Origin of the sequence: Apibacter sp. ESL0404, assembly GCF_019469245.1 — a bacterium.
Classification (GTDB): Bacteria; Bacteroidota; Bacteroidia; order Flavobacteriales; family Weeksellaceae; genus Apibacter.
Genome location: NZ_CP048267.1, coordinates 123,825 through 139,981, shown reverse-complemented (window position 1 = coordinate 139,981; position 16,157 = coordinate 123,825). Strand labels below are relative to the sequence as shown.

12 protein-coding genes are annotated in these 16,157 nt (G+C 32.2%); 7 read left to right on the top strand and 5 right to left on the bottom strand.

The genetic code is table 11. The features are described 5' to 3' along the window. Positions 1-22: 22 nt before the first annotated feature. The 6 genes from GYM72_RS00590 (at position 23) to rlmN (ending at position 6,418) form a co-directional block, all read left to right on the top strand. Positions 23-1,249, top strand: coding sequence for a metallophosphoesterase (locus tag GYM72_RS00590; RefSeq protein ID WP_220264345.1), 1,227 nt, complete (start codon positions 23-25; stop codon positions 1,247-1,249). Positions 1,250-1,322: 73 nt separating this feature from the next. Next, positions 1,323-2,183: a YicC family protein gene (locus GYM72_RS00585; RefSeq protein WP_220264344.1), complete on the top strand. Its 861-nt coding sequence runs from the start codon at positions 1,323-1,325 to the stop codon at positions 2,181-2,183. A gap of 7 nt (positions 2,184-2,190) precedes the next feature. Further along, positions 2,191-2,832: a guanylate kinase gene (gene gmk, locus GYM72_RS00580; protein ID WP_317164154.1), complete on the top strand. Its 642-nt coding sequence runs from the start codon at positions 2,191-2,193 to the stop codon at positions 2,830-2,832. Positions 2,833-3,151: 319 nt separating this feature from the next. Then, a complete protein-coding gene (locus tag GYM72_RS00575) occupies positions 3,152-4,003 on the top strand; it encodes a glycoside hydrolase family 25 protein (protein WP_220264343.1) in 852 nt (283 codons plus the stop codon). Positions 4,004-4,308: 305 nt separating this feature from the next. Continuing rightward, positions 4,309-5,358, top strand: coding sequence for a tRNA preQ1(34) S-adenosylmethionine ribosyltransferase-isomerase QueA (gene queA / locus GYM72_RS00570; protein ID WP_105296330.1), 1,050 nt, complete (start codon positions 4,309-4,311; stop codon positions 5,356-5,358). Between the two features lie 19 nt (positions 5,359-5,377). Next, entirely contained in the window at positions 5,378-6,418 is a 1,041-nt protein-coding gene (rlmN, locus tag GYM72_RS00565; protein WP_220264342.1) for a 23S rRNA (adenine(2503)-C(2))-methyltransferase RlmN, read from the top strand. Between the two features lie 80 nt (positions 6,419-6,498). Here rlmN and pnuC read toward each other — a convergent pair whose 3' ends face one another. The 4 genes from pnuC to gltB all read right to left on the bottom strand — a co-directional run bounded on the left by pnuC (position 6,499) and on the right by gltB (position 14,128). Continuing rightward, positions 6,499-7,191: a nicotinamide riboside transporter PnuC gene (gene pnuC / locus GYM72_RS00560; RefSeq protein WP_220264341.1), complete on the bottom strand. Its 693-nt coding sequence runs from the start codon at positions 7,189-7,191 to the stop codon at positions 6,499-6,501. Between the two features lie 19 nt (positions 7,192-7,210). Then, positions 7,211-8,110, bottom strand: coding sequence for a DMT family transporter (locus tag GYM72_RS00555; protein WP_220264340.1), 900 nt, complete (start codon positions 8,108-8,110; stop codon positions 7,211-7,213). A 78-nt stretch (positions 8,111-8,188) separates the two neighbouring features. Beyond that, positions 8,189-9,610: a glutamate synthase subunit beta gene (locus GYM72_RS00550; RefSeq protein WP_220264339.1), complete on the bottom strand. Its 1,422-nt coding sequence runs from the start codon at positions 9,608-9,610 to the stop codon at positions 8,189-8,191. Between the two features lie 18 nt (positions 9,611-9,628). Next, positions 9,629-14,128 carry a glutamate synthase large subunit gene (gene gltB / locus GYM72_RS00545; RefSeq protein WP_220264338.1) on the bottom strand — a complete coding sequence of 1,500 codons (4,500 nt, stop codon included), beginning with the start codon at positions 14,126-14,128 and terminating at the stop codon, positions 9,629-9,631. A gap of 333 nt (positions 14,129-14,461) precedes the next feature. On the opposite strand from gltB, the gene tssD reads away from it, so the two are divergent. After that, positions 14,462-14,848, top strand: a complete 387-nt coding sequence (tssD, locus tag GYM72_RS00540) for a type VI secretion system tube protein TssD (RefSeq protein ID WP_105296336.1) — start codon at positions 14,462-14,464, stop codon at positions 14,846-14,848. A 246-nt stretch (positions 14,849-15,094) separates the two neighbouring features. On the opposite strand, the gene recA is transcribed toward tssD, so the two are convergent. After that, the gene (recA, locus tag GYM72_RS00535; protein WP_160542507.1) at positions 15,095-16,117 is read right to left on the bottom strand and encodes a recombinase RecA; all 1,023 of its coding nucleotides are present in this window, start codon (positions 16,115-16,117) and stop codon (positions 15,095-15,097) included. Positions 16,118-16,157 lie beyond the last annotated feature (40 nt).

Below are 16,157 nucleotides of genomic sequence, written 5' to 3'. Positions count from 1 at the left end.
TTACTGAAAATTCAAAAATACATTGGGCACTTTAATAGGAATATTATTTATTGTATCATTAATTGTTGAATATTATTGTTATCAAGCTATTAAAGTATTGACAACTAATAAACTTTTTAGAAAATACTGGTTAGGTTTTTCAATTAGTGCTTTATTGATTATTCTTATTTGGTCCATTTTTATTGATAGAAATAACAAAGGGCAAGTTCATTTTTTATTAGGTTTTTTTATGATTGTTTTCGTTCCTAAATTTGTTTTGGCAATAACGATCATTTTTGAGGACCTCATAAGAATGCTGACTTTTTTAGTTAGAAAAGTTACATCAAAACCATCTGCAAATGACGCATATTTACCTGAAAGAAGAAAGGCTATAAGTGCTATTGGTTTAGGACTTGCAAGTATTCCTTTTTTATCCATTATTGAAGGTATTGTTTGGGGTAAATTTGATTTTAGAGTAAGAAAAGTTACCTTAAAATTCCCTGATCTACCCGAAAATTTTGACGGGTATAGAATCGCTCAACTTTCAGACATACATTTGGGAAGTTTTAATACTAAGGATTTCGATAAGGTTGCCAGAGGGATAAAACTTCTAAATGATCAAAATGCAGATTTGTTTGTTTTTACCGGAGATTCTGTTAATAATCTGGCGGATGAAATGGAACCGTGGCTTCCTTTGTTAAAAACCATAAAAGCTAAAGACGGTAAATATTCTATTTTGGGTAATCATGATTATGGGGTTTATGTTTTTGGAAAGAATGAAATTGCTCAACAAAAAAATATTGATCAATTAAACGAATATCATAAATCCATTGATTGGAAATTATTAAGAAATGAATCTATAAGACTTTATAAAGATAACCAATTCATCAACATTGTAGGAGTTAAAAATTGGGGAGCAGGACATTTTCCTAAAGATGGAGATATAGAAATTGCTTCTCAAAACATTAAAGATGGTGAATTCAATATTTTATTATCACATGATCCCTCCCATTTTGATGCTATTGTAAAAAATTTCTCAAAGAAAATGCATCTTACCTTATCAGGTCATACTCACGGAATGCAGTTTGGAATTGAAATTCCCGGCGTTATAAAATGGTCTCCTATCAAATATAGATACCCTAAATGGGCGGATTTATATCAAGAAAAGGATAAATACCTTTATGTAAACCGTGGATTTGGTTTTATAGGATTTCCGGGAAGAGTAGGAATTTGGCCGGAAATAACTATAATTGAATTAAAAAAAGGTTAATTTTGCAGTTCTTTTAATTGCAAAACTACATTTAAATTAACTACGCTTAGTTATAACCATATTTTTATTAACTATGTTACAATCAATGACTGGCTATGGTAAGTCAGAAGTCAATACAGAAAATTTAAAAATTTCAATTGAAATTAAAACCCTTAACAGTAAATCTCTTGATTTATTTGTAAGGATATCGCCTAGATATAGAAATAAAGAGCTGGAATTAAGAAAAATTATCGGAAATAAATTAGTAAGAGGAAAAATAGATTTTTCTATAGTTATTGAAAATTTAGGTGCAGAAAATAATTCTCGAATCAATGTAAATGCTGTTAAAAATTATATTTCCAATTTGGAAGAATTACAAATAGAAGGCACACCCTTGGATTACCTTAAGATGGCTATAAGAATGCCTGAAGTATTTACTAATCAAGAAATTGAAATTAGTGATGATGAATGGATTTTGGTTTTAGAATGTCTAAACGCTTCTATTGAAAAAGTAAACGATTTTAGAGCTGAAGAAGGAAAGTCTTTAGAAAACGTTTTAAAAAAATACACTCAAAATATTCTCATTTCATTATCTGAAATTGAAAAATACGAACAAGAAAGAGTTGAATCCGTAAGGCAGAAATTAGAAAAACAATTATCTGAATTGAAAGTCCAATTTGATGAACAGCGTTTTCACCAAGAACTTGTATATTATATTGAGAAATTAGATATTAATGAAGAAAAAGTACGCTTAAAACAACATTGTGAATATTTTTTTAAAGTAATTGAAGAAGAAGATCAAGCCGGAAAAAAATTAGGTTTTATTGCCCAAGAAATGGGAAGAGAGATCAATACCATTGGTTCTAAAGCCAATCATTCTGAAATTCAAAAATTAGTCGTACTAATGAAAGACGAACTTGAAAAAATAAAAGAACAAACTAACAACGTTTTATAATTAATTCATGGGGTTAATCTATCAAAAACCGGGAAATGATACGTTTCAACTTAAAGAATTGCTTCCGGGAAAGCCTATGGAAGGCAAATTAATTATTTTTTCAGCTCCTTCAGGTGCCGGAAAAACAACCATTGTTCAATATCTTTTATCCATATTTCCTGAAATTTCATTCTCTATTTCCTGTACAACACGTCCTAAAAGAGAAAATGAAGTTGACGGAAAAGATTATTATTTTCTAACTGAAGAACAATTTCAGGAAAAAATAAAAAATAATGAATTTATTGAATATGAAGAGGTTTATAAAGGACGATATTACGGAACTCTTCATTCAGAGATAGAAAGATTATGGAACCAAGGGAAGCATGTTATTTTCGATATTGATGTAAGGGGTGGACTTAATCTTAAAAAACAATTTAAAGATAGAGCATTGGCAATTTTTATAGCACCTCCTTCTTTAAAAGATCTTGAAGAACGATTGAAAAATAGAAATACTGAAAATTTAGAATCGCTATTAACCAGAATTCAAAAAGCGGATGAAGAGCTTTCTTTTGCCAAAGATTTTGACGCTGTTATTATTAATGATAATTTGGAAAAAGCTCAAAATAAAGCTAAAACGTTAGTTAAGAATTTTCTCGATATAAAAGAATAAACTAATTACTTTCTTCTACCTCGAAAAATAATGCCTTTATCATTCCGCTAATAGTATACATATTGTTTAAAAAATAGTATCATAAAAACTATAGGGTTTAAAAATATGAATTTTTAAGAGTTTTATTTACTTAAAAAATCATTCGGGAAAGCACAATTTATTTAAACATTTTTTAAATTCATGTAGCATTTACAATATCCATTGGCTTAAATAACAACTAAGTCTTCATTGATATTTATAGTTTTTTTAAATTTGAATAATCTTATTTCAAATGAACTAAATTATTCATAATTAACCAACTACTATTTTTTATATTTTCATGAAAGGAAGGATAAACAAGAAAAACAGTAAAAAGGAAATTCCCTATAAGCTCTATTATTGGCTAACGGGTATTATTATTTTTTTATCTGTGCTTTTCTTTTTTAGAACTTCACTCATTATGTATTATTACATTATAAAAGAAAAATTAGCTATTGGTGAATTCGGAAATGCAAATTTTCAAAAGAGCATTAAAATTTCTGAAGCCGAAAAGATTCAGGCTGTTTTTAAAAAATATAAAAATTATGCTTTCGGGTTGGATATAAGTCAACATCAAGGTAAAATACTTTGGGATAGCGTGCAAGACATTCATAAAGATATTCCTGTTTCCTTTGTTTTTGTTAGAGCAACCCGAGGGGCTTTTACTCAGGATGCTTTTTTCAAAAAAAATTGGAAAAATCTTACGAAAAAAAAAATAGTCAAAGGCGCATATCATTATTATGATGTGAACAGAAATTCTACCCTACAAGCAGAAAACTTTATTAAAACCGTAACTTTGAATAAAGGTGATTTGCCTCCCGTACTTGACGTGGAAGATCTGCCCAAAAATCAATCGTTGGAATTATTGAAATCGGGACTTATCAATTGGTTGAACTTAGTTGAAAAAAACTATAATGTGAAGCCCATTATTTATTCTAATGATTCATATTTTATCTATCATATTTCGGATCTTGATTTAAGTGAATACATTATATGGACGGCAAACTATAACCCTATAGAAAGTCCTTTGCACCAAAAATGGATTTTTTGGCAATTTACGGAAAAGGGGATTGTCAAAGGATTTACACAAAATTTTGTAGACATCAATGTATTTAATGGAAGCATAGAAGAGTTACAAAGACTTACTCTTTAAAAAAATAAGGGTAGAAATATTTCCACCCTTATTGCTCTAACTAAGTATAAATTTATTTGAAAGAAATTTACTTTAAAAAAAATTAATTTACTTTTAAATTATATGCTACCAATAAAATCTAGAAATATTATTTGATCATGACTAAATAATTAACATTTACTATTTTATCAATAAAACTTATAATTTAAGTTAATATTTTCAAAAAACTTGCCAAAAAGTCCTTTAGATAAAGAGCATACATTAATAAATACTTGACTTTAGGGGTATGCTTATTGTATATTTGTAAACTAAACATAATTTTAATAATGAAAACTTCAGATTTTGATTTTAAATTACCTCCTGAACTTCTTGCGGATAGACCTTCCAAAAACAGAGATGAGGCAAGGCTAATGGTGGTACATAAAAATACAGGAGAAATAGAACATAAATTATTTAAAGATGTCATTGATTATTTTGATGAAGGAGATGTATTTATTTTAAATAATACAAAAGTATTTCCGGCTCGTTTATATGGTAACAAAGAAAAAACAGGAGCTCAAATAGAAGTTTTTTTATTAAGAGAGCTGGATGCTGAGTCAAGAATTTGGGATGTATTGGTAGATCCTGCACGAAAAATAAGAATTGGAAATAAATTATTTTTTACGGAAGATGACAGTCTAGTGGCTGAAGTTGTAGATAATACTACTTCCCGAGGCAGAACCTTACGTTTTTTATTTGACGGTTCTTATGAAGAATTCAGAAGAAAATTAAAAGAATTAGGAGAAACTCCTCTTCCAAAATATATAAAAAGAAAACCTGATTCAGAAGATGCTGAAAGATATCAAACCATCTATGCAAAAGAAGAAGGTGCAGTTGCAGCTCCAACGGCAGGACTACATTTTTCAAAACATCTGTTAAAAAGATTGGAAATTAAAGGTATTGAATTTGCTGAAATTACTTTACATGTAGGATTAGGTACTTTTGCTTCAGTAGAAGTGGAAGATCTTTCCAAACATAAAATGGAAAGTGAACAAATTTCCATTTCAGAAAAAACTTGTAAAATAGTAAATCATGCCATTGAGACTAAACACCGTGTATGTGCTGTGGGTACAACTTCCATGAGGGCTATTGAAACTTCAGTTTCTGCTAATAAACGATTAAATCCATACGAAGGATGGACCAATAAATTTATTTTCCCTTCTTATGATTTTGGTATTGCCGATTCCATGATTACCAACTTTCACACTCCTAAATCAACTTTAATGATGATGGTTTCTGCTTTTGCCGGTTATGATTTAATTATGAAAGCTTACAAAGAAGCTATTAAAGAAAATTATAAATTTTACTCCTATGGAGATGCCATGTTAATCATTTAATAATAGCATTATAGTAACTTTGAATCAAAATAAGAAAGATATAAGAGCCTTAAGTTTACAAGAACTTGAGGCTTATTTTTCCTCGATAGGAGAAAAACCTTTTCGAGCCAAACAGGTTTATGAATGGCTCTGGAATAAAAATGCTCATTCTCTTTCAGAGATGACCAATCTTTCCAAATCTTTACGTGAAAATTTAGAAAATCATTTCTCAATCAAGCCGGCAGAAATCCACGTCATGCAAAGGTCTATCGACGGTACAATTAAAAATGCCGTAAAATTACACGACGGAAATGTCGTGGAATCGGTTCTGATTCCTACCACTAAACGGACTACGGCTTGTGTTTCTTCGCAAGTTGGATGCAGTTTGGATTGCACTTTTTGCGCTACGGCACAATTAACACGAATGAGAAATTTAACTGCCGCAGAAATCGTAGATCAGGTAACCTTAATTGATAAACAAAGCAGAGAATATCATCAAAAGCCTCTTTCCAATATAGTGTTTATGGGAATGGGAGAACCTTTACTCAATTATTCTTCCGTAACGGATGCAATCCGAAAGATAACGGAGGACAAAGGATTAGGGATGTCTCCAAGAAGGATCACCGTTTCTACTTCCGGAATTCCTAAACTGATTGAAAAATTAGCGGATGAAAATTTAAAAGTTAAATTAGCCTTATCCTTACATTCAGCCATTGAGGAAAAACGCAATCAATTAATGCCATTTAGTGTTAAATTTCCTCTAACAAGTATAATGGAATCCCTATCCTATTGGTATCAGAAAACTAAAAGTAGAATAACACTGGAATACATTATTTGGAAAGGTATCAATGACGGCAACGAAGATATAAAAGCATTAATAAAATTCTGCAAATCAATACCGTCAAAAGTTAATTTAATACAATACAATTCCATAGAAGGAGGAAAATACTCTCAAGCCAATTCAAACATAATTCAAAACTATGTTAACGCTTTGGAACAAGAAAATATCATTGTTAAAATAAGAAAAAGCAGAGGAGATGATATTGATGCAGCCTGTGGGCAACTCGCTAACAAGCATTAATATATAATTAAGTTTTGAAGAAAGTTTAACTTAAATTCTAAGTTTACTTATCTAAATAATTATTTTTTTAATCTGTTGGCTTAGTTATCAGAATCGGTATACCATTTATATATGCCTACGAGCGCATTTATTTCATATAATATGGATTGAACAGCAAAAATATAATTATGCGAAATCAGATTTAATGATAACCAAACTAAATTACTAATACTCCACAAAACCCAGGAAAAAGGTTGTCTCATGATCATAGTAAATTGAGCGGACACTCCTATCATAAAAGCAATACAATTAAGTAAAAGTATGTAAGGAGAAGAATCTTTTTTAAAAAAATAATCCCCAAAGAAAAACATAAGAATTATTCCTATTATACAGAATAAGATCGTACATATTAAGGCTTTTTGATCCATTTTTGATACTTTGATTTTTCCTTCTTGATCTTGATTTTTTTTCTTAGTCCATAGAATCAGCCCGAAAACATGAGTTATAAAATAATATAGATTACTACACGCCATACCTACATTTCCAAACAACAGATGGGTATATATCTCGCCAATATTCGCTGACATTCCCAATAAATTGGATACTATCGGCGATCTATATACCAATACGTTAACACAAACATAACCAAGCAAAGCGGTTACGGTAAAAATTAGTATATGGGGTAGTGGTTCAGCATTGTCTTTCCACATAGCATATCCCAAGTATATGGTTAAAAAAAACGCAATAATAAACCAGGTGATTCTAAGTATTTTTTCAAATTTCTTTGTAAACATTTTACTTAATTATTATATTTTAATTTTGTTTTCTTTTAATTGTTACTCCGTTTTCTGATACATACACCCCCGATAAAATACATACGGTACCTAGAAAAGTAATCATCGTTATACTTTCCTTTAAAATAATTGATGCCGAAATGATTGCTATCAACGGTACTAAGTAGATATAATTAGTTGTTTTTATAATTCCTATTTTCTTTATTGATAAATTCCAGGTAAAAAAACATACCATAGATGCTATAATTCCTAAAAATAAAAGATTAAAAATTACCGTAGGTGTTAGCAATACATTTTTTTGAAATTTGAAAGGTGCTATTAAAATAAAAGGTATTATAGTTACTATTCCATAAAAAAATAATTTACGGGTTATAAAAAGTATGGAATAGGTTTTACTGAGCTTATTTAAAATCAAAGTATAGATTGTCCAAGAAAGTACTGCCGTTAATGCCAATAGATCCCCCCAAAAGTTTATCTCGAGTATGAAACTACCATTAAATATTACTAAAAAAACTCCTAATAAAGCTAATAAAGAACCATACACTAAATTTTTAGTTACTTTTTCTTTTTTATTTATTAGTATAGTAAAAAAAGCGGTTACTATGGGATTAGTAGACAATATTAACGATACATTAGAAGTTAAAGATAACTTCAAAGCCATATTTTCTGTTATAAAGTATATAGTTCCTCCAAATAATCCGATTAACAAGAACAGAAATTCATCTTTATAATTTTTTGAAAAAATTACCTTAGGAGAAAAAAACCATATACATATATAAGCTAATAAAAAACGGTATAAAAAGATCTCTACCGGACTTAATCCGTCATTCATTAATACTTTGGTCGAAATAAAGGTAGTACCCCATATAAAAATCGTAATTATAGCTAAAATATGATATTTTAAATTTTTGTTTTTCATGTATTTAGTTAGTATTATAATAAAAAAGAACTGATAGTTTTATAAAACTATCAGTTAATTCCAAGATTAAAAAATATACTAGTTTCTTAAAAATTCATCTATATGCCTAGCCGTTTTTCTTCCGGAAGCGATGCTTGTCACCACCAAAGATTGTCCACTCACACAATCTCCAGCTGCAAAAATTTTATCCACATTGGTCTTTCTAGTTTCATCGGTATGAATATTTTTTCTTTCATTCATGATGATCTCCATTTCTTCTAAAAAACCTTCTTGAATGGGATTGACAAATCCAAGGGCCAAAAAAGCCAAGTCAATTTTTAATATTTCGGGTTCTCCCACTTCTTTCATAGTAAATTTCCCTGATGAGTCTTTTTCCCATTCAACTTCTACTACTTCCACTCCGGTTAATTTTCCCTCTTCTCCGATAAATCTTTTGGTATGTAATGACCATCTTCGTTCACATCCTTCTAAATGTGAAGAAGAAGTTTTTAAATAGACCGGAAAAGGAACAGGCCATCGGTTTTCAACTTCTTTTAACTCTTTAGGCTTAGATAGTATTTCAATTTGTATAATGTTAGCAGCTCCTTGACGATTAGCCGTTCCTATACAATCGGAACCGGTGTCTCCTCCTCCGATTACCAAAACATTTTTCCCTTTTGCGTTAATAAATTCTTCTTCGGAAATGGTTTCTTTAGCAACAATCTTATTTTGCATTTTTAAATATTCCATTGCGTAATGAACTCCTTTGAGTTCCCTTCCCTCAATTGTCAAATCTCTGGGCGACTGAGACCCGATGGCTATACAAATGGCATCGTAATTTTTTAAAATCTCTCTTCCTTTTATATCTTTGCCCACTTCAGTGTTGACTATAAATTCAATGCCCTCTTCCTTCATCAAATCAACACGTCTTTGAACTACATTTTTGTTTAATTTAAAATCGGGAATACCATAACGAAGCAATCCGCCTATGCTGGTATCTTTTTCATAAACTGTTACAGTATGTCCTTTTTTATTGAGTTGATTGGCTACTGCCATTCCTGCCGGACCTGATCCAATAACAGCTACTTTTTTTCCTGTTCGTGCAGTTGGAATTTGTGGCTTCATGAATCCCTCGGAATAGGCGTGTTCCATCACGGCCGCCTCATTTTCTCTAATGGTAACAGGCGAATCTTCAATCGCCAATACACAAGTTTTTTCGCAAGGTGCCGGACATACTCTTCCGGTAAATTCAGGAAAATCGTTAGTAGATTGTAAACTTCGAGCGGCTCTTTTCCAATTTCTTTTATAAATTAGATCTTGCCATTCGGGCATTTTATTTCCTAATGGACAACCGTATTGACAAAATGGAACTCCGCAGTCCATACATCTAGATGCTTGTAAAAATCTATCTTCTGTATTTAATGTCTGCTCTACTTCTCCATAATCCGAAATTCTTTCATGTCTAGGGCGATACCCTGCTTCTTTTCTATTTATTGTTAAAAATGCTTTAGGATTTCCCATTTTATACTTTATAATATCTTAATAATCGTATTCTAGTTTTGAAATTTTCTCATTTATTGCGCGAATTTTTTCTTCTTGCAAAACTCTTTTATATTCTATTGGAGTAACTTTAATAAAAGAATTTACTTCGTTTATCCAATTATCCAATAACCTTTTAGCTAGTGGGCTTGAAGTGTGTTTGTAATGATTGCTAATAAGATCATTTAATTCACGTATATCGCTAATATCCTCAATTAAGGAAAGTTCAACCATTTCCATATTGCAATAGTAGTCGAAATCGCCATCCGGATTATATACATATGCTATACCTCCACTCATACCGGCAGCAAAATTTCTTCCTGTTTTACCCAGCACTACCGTTCTTCCTCCGGTCATATATTCACAACAATGATCTCCTGCTCCTTCAACTACTGCAAGAGCTCCACTGTTTCTTACACAAAAACGCTCTCCTACCTGACCGTTAATATATACTTCGCCTGAGGTCGCACCATATAAAAGTGTATTTCCCGCTATAATGTTGTTTTCAGGCATAAAGTTAGATGAATCGGGAGGCAACAAAACAATCTTACCGCCTGACAATCCTTTTCCCAAATAGTCATTTGCATCCCCTTTTAATGTAAAAGTGATTCCTTTGGATAAAAAAGCTCCGAAACTTTGACCTGCCGATCCCTTAAATGTGCAATGAATGGTATTATCCGGTAATCCGTCGTTACCGTATTTTTTTGCAACTTCTCCTGACAGCATTGCTCCCACTGCTCTATCCGTATTTTGAATGGTACGTTTCAATGATACGGGCATGGTTTGATCTATGGCATTGCGACAAGTGTTTATTAATTCTCTATCTAAAACTTTATCTATTTTATGATCTTGAAGTTTATTGTGTTTTAAAGAATTTTTATTTTTTTCGGGATAATATAATATTCTGCTTAAATCTAATTTTTCAAATCTTGGATTTTGAAGAGAGGATTTGGACTTTAACAGATCTGTTCTTCCCACAATATCGTCTAATTTGGTAAATCCCATTGAGGCTAAATGTTCTCGTACTTCCTCTGCTAAGAAAGTAAAGAAATTTATAAGATAATCACTTTTGCCGCTAAATTTCCCCCTTAATTGCTCATTTTGGGTTGCTACTCCTACCGGACAAGTATTTAAATGACACTTTCTCATCATAACGCAACCCAAAATAATCAAAGCACTGGTTGCAAAACCAAATTCTTCGGCTCCCAGCATTGCGGCTATGACAATATCCCTGCCTGTTTTTAATTGTCCGTCTGTTTGAAGGCGAATGTTACCTCTAAGATTATTTAACACCAATGTTTGTTGGGTTTCAGCTAAACCGATTTCCAGTGGTAATCCGGCATGTTTAATAGAGCTTAACGGACTGGCACCCGTTCCTCCGTCACACCCGCTGATTAAAATTAAATCTGCCTTTGCTTTTGCCACACCGGCAGCTATAGTTCCTACACCACTTTCTGAGACCAATTTTACGCTAATTATAGCTTTTGGATTCACATTTTTTAAATCATAGATTAATTGTGCCAAATCTTCAATAGAATATATATCGTGATGAGGTGGAGGGGAAATCAATGAGATACCGGGTATTGAATGTCTTGTTTTGGCTATAATCGTATCAACTTTAAATCCGGGCAATTGTCCTCCTTCTCCCGGCTTAGCTCCTTGAGCTACTTTAATTTGAATTTCATCTGCATTTACTAAATATTCCGTTGTAACTCCAAATCTTCCTGAAGCTACTTGTTTGATCGCTGATCTAGCGTTAGTTGAAAAACGTTCTTTTAGTTCTCCTCCTTCTCCTGTATTACTTTTTCCCCCGATCGTATTCATAGCAACCGCTATGGCTTCATGTGCTTCTTTACTGATTGATCCGAACGACATAGCACCTGTAACAAAACGTTTCATAATTTCTGATGCAGGCTCGACTAAATCTATATCAATGGGTTGGGAAATATAATCGATAAAATCTCTTATAAATATTTTATCCTCTTTGTTGTCTACTTCTTGAGTAAATTCTTTAAATTTATTGTAATCTCCGGTTCGTGTGGCAATCTGAAGTTTTGCGATGGTTTCCGGATTCCAAGCATGGGCCTCTCTACCTTTTCTCCATGCATACATTCCTAAATTGTCGTATATGGTTGAATCATGTACCCCTTCGAATGCTTCTTTAAACGATTGGATGGTATCGTATGCTATGTCTTCTAAGTCTATACCTTCTATTTTTGAAATGGTGTGACCAAAATAATCGGACAATACTTTTGAACTTATTCCGATCGCCTCAAATACTTGAGCTCCTATATAACTTTTAAGGGTTGATATTCCCATTTTTGAAAGAACTTTCAATAATCCTTTATGTATGGATTTCATGTAATTTCTTTCTGCTGTTGAAAATACCATTTGTATTTCTCCTTTTTCAACCAAATCATTCAACATGGCAAATGACAGGTATGGATTTACCGCATTGGCTCCGTATCCAAATAATAAGGCAAAATGCATAACCTCTCTCGGTTCTGCTGATTCTACCACCAAATCAATTTGCATACGTTTTCTCTTTTTAATCAAATAATGATGGACAGAAGAAACTGCTAATAATGAAGGAATGGCTATATGGTCCAGGTCAGCTTTTCTATCACTTAAAATAATATAATTGCTTCCTTTGTCCACTGCTTCTTCTGCAGTTTTACAAAGTTCTTCAATACCTTTTTTCAACCCGTAAGCATATTCATCCGGTTGATACGTAAAGGTTATAGGAATTACTGTCGATTTAAATCCCTTATAGTCTAAATTTTCAAGCAGATCCAATTCTTTATTAGTTATAATGGGATAGGCCAGTCCGACCATTTTACAATGTTCGGGCATGGGCTCTAATATATTTTTATGTAAAGAGCCTATATATCCCGCTAGGGACATTACTAATTCTTCTCTTATAGGATCAATGGGTGGATTGGTTACCTGCGCAAAATGTTGCCTGAAATAGGAAAATAAACGATTGGGTTCTTTGGATAATATGGCCAAAGGGGTATCGTTTCCCATAGAGCCCACCGGTTCTTTTCCGTCCTTCGCCATCGGAATTAAGAGTTTCTCTATATCTTCACGATAATATCCATATGCTGATAACATGACATCCAAATTCGGAACTTCATATTTCACGCTTCTTCCCGAAGATATATCATCTAAAGAAATTCTGTTTTTATCTAACCATTGTTTATACGGATAAGCATTTGCTAATTCTTCTTTTAATTCTTTATCATACTGAACAGTACCATTCATAGTATCAATTAATACCATTTTTCCTGGTTTTAATCTTCCTTTTTCCCTGATTTCTGAAGGATCAAAGGTAACTACTCCTGTTTCTGAAGCTACTACCATCATATCATGATGGGTAATGAGATATCGTGCGGGGCGTAATCCATTTCTATCCAACAATCCACCGGCATATCGCCCGTCACTGAATAAAATGGTCGCCGGTCCGTCCCACGGTTCCATAAGAATGCTGTGGTATTCATAGAAAGCTTTCAGTTCGGATGAGATCGGGTTTTTATCATTCCATGATTCCGGAACCATCATGGCTAATGCATGAGGCAATGACTTGCCCGACATTACTAAAAATTCTAATACATTATCAAAAGATGAACTGTCGCTCATCCCCTGCTGCACAATCGGCCATATATCTTCTATATTTCCTATTTTTTCTGATTTTAAAACGCTTTCTCGTGCTTCCATCCATAACCTGTTTCCTTTGATGGTGTTGATTTCTCCGTTATGCCCGACTAAACGAAAAGGCTGAGCTAAGTCCCAGGTTGGAAAAGTATTGGTACTGAATCTTGAATGAACTAAAGCAATGGCACTGGTAAAATTAGGATGTAATAAGTCAGGAAAATAATGTCTTAGTTGTAAAGATGTTAACATTCCTTTATATACAATGGTTTTGGTTGACAAACTTACTATGTAGCACCCGCGTTTATTTTTTATATCTGATTCTAATAGTGATTTTTCAAATTTTTTTCTAAGTAAATACAGTTTTAATTCTAATACTTCTTGTGAATATTCTTCTCCTTTTATGAATATCTGCTTTATAATCGGCTCATTTGCCATTGATATTTCTCCAAGTATATCACTATTAACAGGTACATCCCTCAAGGCTAGAAAACTTAATCCTTCTTTTTTGATTAATTCGGACAGTAATTCAAATGCCTTTTTTTCTTCTTCTTTTTCTTTAGGGAAAAATAACAACCCGCTCCCATATCTGCCCTTTTCCGGAACTGCTATTCCTTGAAGAAGAACAAATTCATGAGGTATTTGTACCATAATTCCGGCTCCATCTCCGGTTTTATTATCGGCGCTTTCAGCTCCTCTGTGGGTCATATTTTCTAAAACTTGAAGTCCGTTTTCAACAATTGAATGGGATCTGACACCTTTGGTGTGGACTATCATACCTACTCCACACGCGTCATGCTCAAATTCCGGATCATATAATCCTTTTTTACAGTATTCACTTTTCCACATAATTTTTACTCAGATTTTTTTAAGTTATAAAAGTAATAATTATAAATATAAATTATTGCATAAATTGCATTATAATTTGTTATTAATAAATTATAAACATAAATTATCTAGTATTTTATACCTTAAAACGCATAGGAAGATTCGATATTTTCAATTGATTTTTGAAAAATTAATATCCATCGGAGTTTTTTACTGAAAATAAGATATATTAATATTTTTATATTTTACAATTAATTTAACATTAATTTAAAAATAAGACAACTTTCATGTACTATATTTGCGTTATAAATTCAATTAACACAATTTTATTAAGATAATCGTAAAACAATCACTATGTCATTTAAAGCGAAATTAGAAGTAGAAGGGAAATCATATAATGTTTTGAATATTAATTACTCTTTAGCTCAAGAAACAGATCCGACCGGTCGCCCGTCTTCTCAAACCAGAGGGGGAAGGATTGAAGTTTCAATTGAATCTACCGGTGAAACTGATATTTTTGAGTGGATGACAAATAGCTTTGAAAGAAAAGATGGTAAAATAGTATTCATTAAAAGAGACAACAATTCTACTTTAAAAGAATTATATTTTTTTGATGGATATGTTGTGAAATATAAAGAAAATTTTGATTCTTACGGTAAATCTCCTCTGACGGAAACTTTTACTATTTCTGCTAAGAGTATTAAAATGGGAACCGGAGAGCATATTAATGAATGGATTTAAGATTAAAAATCTTTTAATCGGAATTAATAACTGAATTATCGGTTTAAATTAAATTTACACGTATAGTATGTATTTTTATTTAATTAAGAAATTCTATTATCCAATTTGGTAAGATTTGTAAAGTGGTTTCGGATATTAAGTTTCTTATTTTTAAAAATATTTATTTCTTATAAAAAAATAAAACGATGAATTTCAAGAAATTCATCGTTTTTTTATGAGTGTTATAATTAATAACTATTTTACATATTATTGTTCCGCCAATTTTTCTTTAATGCGGGTTTCAATTTCCTCTAATAGTTCCGGATTATCTTTTAATAACTGCTTAACAGAATCTCTTCCTTGTCCAAGTTTCGTATCTTGATAGCTGAACCAGGATCCGGATTTTCCGACAATTCCCATTTCAACTCCTAAATCCAGGACTTCTCCAACTTTGGAAATTCCTTCTCCGTACATAATATCGAATTCTGTTTGACGGAATGGTGGGGCTACTTTATTCTTAACGACTTTTACTTTTACTCTGCTTCCTATTGCATTATCACCATCCTTGATCGGTGAGCCTGATTTACGTATATCAATTCGTACTGAAGCATAGAATTTTAATGCATTTCCTCCGGTAGTTGTTTCCGGGTTTCCAAACATTACTCCAATTTTTTCTCTAAGCTGATTGATAAATATTACGGTACATTTAGTTTTACTAATGGTAGCGGTTAGTTTTCTAAGAGCCTGAGACATTAGTCGTGCATGAAGACCCATTTTAGAATCTCCCATTTCTCCTTCTATTTCTGCTCGAGGAGTTAATGCTGCTACTGAATCGATAACTACAATGTCAATAGCACCTGATCGAATCAGATTATCGGCGATTTCCAATGCTTGTTCTCCATCGTCCGGCTGAGAAATAATCAGATCGTCCAAATTGATGCCCAGACGTTGAGCATAGGTTGGATCGAATGCGTGTTCTGCATCAATGAATGCTGCTATTCCTCCTTTTTTCTGAGCTTCTGCTATTGCGTGTAACGTAAGTGTTGTTTTACCCGATGATTCAGGACCAAATATTTCAATAATTCTTCCTCGTGGATAGCCTCCGACCCCTAAAGCCAAATCCAAACCGAAAGATCCGGTAGGAATAGTGTCTACTTCTTCAACAGGCTTATCTCCCATTCGCATGACTGATCCTTTACCATAGGTCTTGTCTAATTTGTCTAAAATTAGATTCAACGCCTTCTTCTTTGCTTCTGAATTGTTTGCGTCTTTGCTTTCTTTTTCTGCCATTATTTGTTTTACTTTTTATATATATATTTAATTTTTCAAT